This window comes from Streptomyces niveiscabiei (genome assembly GCF_001419795.1).
Lineage (GTDB): Bacteria > Actinomycetota > Actinomycetes > Streptomycetales > Streptomycetaceae > Streptomyces > Streptomyces niveiscabiei.
Map to the genome: position 1 here is coordinate 1 of NZ_LIRL01000729.1, position 4,622 is coordinate 4,622.

5 protein-coding genes are annotated in these 4,622 nt (G+C 74.3%); 1 reads left to right on the plus strand and 4 read right to left on the minus strand.

All coding sequences use genetic code 11. The annotated features are described in order from the left end of the window. On the plus strand, positions 1-215 hold a 215-nt coding region (locus AOK24_RS31980; protein ID WP_478078777.1), incomplete at its 5' end, for a DUF402 domain-containing protein. Here the strand turns inward: AOK24_RS31980 and AOK24_RS31985 are convergent. The 4 genes from AOK24_RS31985 to AOK24_RS32000 are packed head-to-tail and all read right to left on the minus strand — an operon-like array spanning position 212 to position 4,564. Continuing rightward, positions 212-1,321: an iron-containing alcohol dehydrogenase gene (locus AOK24_RS31985; RefSeq protein ID WP_055723522.1), complete on the minus strand. Its 1,110-nt coding sequence runs from the start codon at positions 1,319-1,321 to the stop codon at positions 212-214. The two genes, AOK24_RS31980 and AOK24_RS31985, sit on opposite strands and share 4 nt — an antisense overlap. A gap of 21 nt (positions 1,322-1,342) precedes the next feature. Next, positions 1,343-2,524, minus strand: coding sequence for a phosphoglycerate kinase (gene pgk / locus AOK24_RS31990; RefSeq protein ID WP_055723523.1), 1,182 nt, complete (start codon positions 2,522-2,524; stop codon positions 1,343-1,345). Then, positions 2,514-3,593, minus strand: coding sequence for an N-acetyl-gamma-glutamyl-phosphate reductase (argC, locus tag AOK24_RS31995; protein ID WP_055723524.1), 1,080 nt, complete (start codon positions 3,591-3,593; stop codon positions 2,514-2,516). The genes pgk and argC overlap by 11 nt, the downstream gene beginning before the upstream one ends. Beyond that, positions 3,590-4,564 carry a hydroxyacid dehydrogenase gene (locus tag AOK24_RS32000; RefSeq protein WP_055723525.1) on the minus strand — a complete coding sequence of 325 codons (975 nt, stop codon included), beginning with the start codon at positions 4,562-4,564 and terminating at the stop codon, positions 3,590-3,592. Before AOK24_RS32000 ends, argC begins: the two co-directional genes overlap by 4 nt. Positions 4,565-4,622: the final 58 nt, after the last annotated feature.

The window sequence follows — 4,622 nt, forward strand, 5'->3', positions numbered from 1 at the left end:
CCCCCGGGACCCCGCCGTACACGTGGAAGGACGAGGACGAGTTCGCCCACCGCGCCGCCACCGGCGGATTCGCCCCCGGCGAGGCCGAGTCGGTGCGCGCGACCGCCGACCGGGTCGCCGCCCTGGTGGAGAGCGGCGACTGCTGGTGGGACAAGTGGCGCGACTGGCGGGCGCCCGAGCACTGGACGGCCCCCGACAGGGTCCCGCTGCCCTAGTACGACTCCTCGTACAGCACCCGCAGATACTCGGCGTCCACGTCCGGGCGCGGGTCGTTGTCGAGGTTGCCGCTCACCCCGTCGAGGAGCGCGCCGAGGTCCGTGCGGGACACCCCGTGGTCCCGCAGCCGCGACGCGAGCGAGGTCCGCTCCAGGAACGCGCCGACCGCCTCGCCCACGCTGGAGGTGCCCAGCGCCTGCGCGAGGCGGCCGAAGTCGTCCGGCGCGTGGTGCTCGGTGTGGCGAAGCCAGGCCGGGTAGACGACGGCCAGCCCCCGGCCGTGCGAGATGCCCAGGTCGGGCAGCGCGCCCATGGCCTGCTGGAGCCGGTGCGGCAGGCAGGTGCTGGCGCGGGCGACGTTGATGCCGCCGAGGAGCGCCGCCAGCGAGAGGGCCTCGCGCCCGGCGCGGGAGTCGTCGCCCCGGACCAGGACGTCGGTGTGCTCGGTGATCAGCCCCAGCGCCTGGACGGCCAGGGCCTGGCTGAGCGGGTCGGAGCGGCGGGCCACGAACCCCTCGACGGCGTGCGCGAACGCGTCGAACGCGGTCTCCGTGCGCACGTGCGGGGGAACCGTCGCCGTCAGCTCCGGGTCGATCACGGCGATCCGGGGCGTCAGCGCGTCCCCCCGTATCCCGGAGCGGAAGCGGCGCACGGTGTCGGTGACGATCGCGCCCTTGGTCACCTCGGAACCGCTCCCGGCGGTCGTCGGCACCGCCACGATCGGTACGACCGGGTCGTCCGGAGCCAGCGTCGCCCCGAGCAGCGAGGTCGCCGGGCGGCCGGTGCCCAGGACGGCGGCGACGGCCTTGGCGGCGTCCAGCGGGCTGCCCCCGCCGAGCCCCACGACCACGTCGCAGCCGTGCCTGCGGGCCACCTCGGCGGCCTGCTCCACCTCCGCGCAGGTCGGGTTCGGGGACACGCCGTCGAAATGGACGGCGCCGCCGAGGGAGGACAACGCCCGCTCCAGGTAACCGTACTTGCGGCCCGCCGACCGGCCGGTCACCAGCAGCGGACGCCCGCCCAGCTCCCCGGTGAGGGCGCCGAGGCGGTCCAGGGTGCCCGCGCCGAACACGATCCTGGTCGGGATGTCGAGGTCGAAGTGCATCAGAACACGTCCTTCACAGGGTCATGAGAGCAGAGGGGCCCGCAGGGCCCGCAGCACCGCGCAGTCCCCTTCGGCGAGCAGGGTGAGCGCGGAGCCGCCGCCCGTGGACGTCCGGCCCCGCCAGGGGAGTTCGGCGACCGTGTCGCCGCCCAGCAGCAGGGTGTCCGTGCCGGCCAGCACCGGCAGGACCGCGTCCGCCGCCCGCGTGTGGCCGTACACGTACTGGCAGGGCGTGCCCGCCACCACCGCCCGCTCGGCGTAGGTGAGTTCGGCGGCGGCCCACGGCTGGAGGTCGAAGTCGACGACCGCGTGACCGTCGGGCACGTCGGCGGGCAGGGCCAGCGGGCGGGCCGGGCCGGTCGGGTTGCCGGCGGGGTCCGCCGGGGCGACGTACACCGTCGACGGAAGGTGGATCAGCGCCTTGCGCGGGCCCTCCAGGACCTCGCGGGCCACCTGGACGCAGCGCTGAGGGTCGGTGCCCAGCCAGGACGCGCCCGTGCGGTGACCGAGGGCCGCGAGCAGGGTGTTGAGGACGACGCCGCCCGGCACGACCACGTCGTAGAAGGCGGCGAGGCCCGCGAGACCGGCGAGGACCTTCTCGGGTTTGCGCCCGCCGAGCACCGCCACCGACCGCCTGCCGTCGCGCACCGCCCACGGCGCCAGCGCCTCCACGTCCCGCACCAGACTCCGCGCCGCCACCCCGGGCAGCAGCCCCAGGAGCCCGGTGGTGGAGGCGTGCGCGCGGTGCGCCTTGGAGAAGCCGCCCACCGCGACCCGGTCCCCGAGCCGCGCGAACGCCCGCGCCAGATCAGGGTCATTGGCCTCCTCGCCCGGATACTCCCGGGTGTTGCCGAACAGCACGATCTGCCCCGGCGCCATCGCCGCGGCGACCTGCGGCGCCTGGTCGTCCGCGCTGTGCGGGTGATAGGCCACCACCCGGCCCAACTCCCGTGCCAGATAAGCCGCGACGTGGGACAGGCCGCGCACGGTGCCGTCGCGGTGACTGCCCTGGTGGGACAGGACCGCGACCCGCGCCCCGGCATCCGCGAGCGCCGCGATGTCCGCCAACTCGCAGTCGATACGCCCCGTTTCGGCGAGCCGCACGCCCGTGTTGAACCCGGCCGACAGGATCCACCGCTCCCCGGGCGCCACCCGCCGGTCGGCGAGCCGGGGGACTCCGGCCAGCGGCGCGTCAGAAGCCATACGTCCGCAACCCCGCCGTCTCGTCCAGACCCAGCATCAGATTCATGTTCTGGATCGCCGAACCGGCCGCCCCCTTCACGAGGTTGTCCGTCACCGCCACCACCTTCACCGCACCCCGGTGCGCGTCGTAGTCGAGCCCGATGTGGCAGAAGTTCGACCCGGTCACCCCCGCCAGCGTCGGATACCGCCGGTAGTCCTTGTCGGTGAGCCCGCCGCGCGCCGGCCGCGCGTTCACCCGCACGAAGAACTCCCCCTGGTAGCGCGCCTGATACAGATCGAGCAGCGCCTCCCGGCTCACCTCCCCGCGCGCTTCGGCCCGTACGGGCACGGTCGCCTGGATGTGGATGCCCCGCGCGAAGTTCCCGTGCGCGGTCGACAGATCGACCACCACACCCCGCCCGAGCTGATCCTCCACCTCGTGCGCGTGCCGGTGCCCCTGAAGGCTGTACGGGAGCAGCGCCGCGAACGCGTTCGGGTGCATGACCTCCGCGCGCGGCTTGTTCCCCGCCCCCGAAGTCCCGTTGATCCCCACCAGGTTGAGCGGCGACGCGGGGTCCGCGATGCCGCTGTCGTAGAGCGGTACGACCCCGAGGAGCGCGGTGATGACATAGCAGCCGGGGTTCGCGACCAGGCGGGCCTTCGCGACCGCCTCCCGGTTGAACTCGCTGACCCCGTACACGGCTTCGGCGAGCGCCTCCTTCGCCGTGTGCTCGGCGCCGTACGCCCGCGCGTACCGCTCCGGGTCGGCGAAGCGGAAGTCGGCGCTCAGGTCGACCACCCGGGTACCGGCGTCGAGCAGCTCCCCGGCGCGGCGCATGGCCTCGCCGCTCGGCGTGCACAGGAACACCACGTCGAAGTCGCCCGCGCGAGCCGTCACCTCGTCCGGGGTGGTGAACTCCAGGCCGCTGCCCAGGAGATGGGGGTGGACGGACTCCAGCGGCTCGTCCTGGGAGCGGGCCGCCGCCGCGATCTCGGTGACGTCCGGATGGTTCAGCAGCAGCCGCAGCATCTCGCCGCCGGTGAACCCGGAGGCGCCGATCACGGCGGCACGGACACGGGACGCGTTCACTTGACGGCCTCCGAGGTCAGGGGACGGGCGAGGACACCGGCGGCGGAGAGTTCCTCGCGCAGCCGGGACACCAGCAGGGTGCCGATGCGGTGCTGGGCGTCGTGCGTGGTCGCCCCGATGTGCGGGGTGAGGACCACGTTGTCCAGCTCGGCGAGCGGCGACACGCCGCCCTCGACGGCGTGCACGTCCAGCGCGGCGCCCGCGATCACGCCGGCCGACAGGGCCTCGTACAGGGCCTGTTCGTCGACGACACCGCCCCGGGCGACGTTGACGAGGTACGCGTCCGGGCCCATCGCGGCCAGCTCAGGGCCCGAAATCAGGTGCCTGGTCGCGTCGTTGAGGGGGAGCGCCAGGCAGACCACGTCCGACTCCCGCAACAGGCGCTCCAGCGGGACGAGTTCGATGTCCTCGGCGGCGAGTTCCTCCGTACGCTGCGGAGTCGGCGAGGCGACCGAGGCGAGGACCCGCATCCGCAGCGGGCGGGCCAGCTCCGCGAGCCGCGAGCCGATCGGGCCGAGGCCGACCACGCCCAGGGTGTGGCCGCCGAGTTCAGGACCCGCCAGCTCCGGCTTGCGCCACAGGCCGGCGCGGATCTGCCGGTCGGCCAGCGCGAGGTTCCGGGTCACCGACAGGGCCAGGCCCAGGGCGAGTTCGGCGACCGCGTTCGCGGAGACGCCGTGCAGGGTGAAGACCCGGATGCCCAGCTCGCGGGCCACGGCGACGTCGATGTTGTCGGTACCGCTGCCGGCCCGGCCGATCACCCGCAGCCGGGGCGCCGAGCGGATCACCTCCCCGGTCAGCCGTACCCCGCTGCGGACCACGACGGCGTCCGGGTCCACCTCCTTCACCAGGGCGGCGAGTTCGTCCTGCGGCGGCTTCAGCCGCACCACCACCTCCAGATCCCGGCCGAGTTCGGCGAGGGCCTCGGGGCGGACGGGATCCAGGACCAGCAGACGCGGTGTTCGGGCCACGGCGTGGCCTCCTTCGAGTGGGGGGAACGAGAGAAAGGGGGGAAGGCCCGTGACGGGT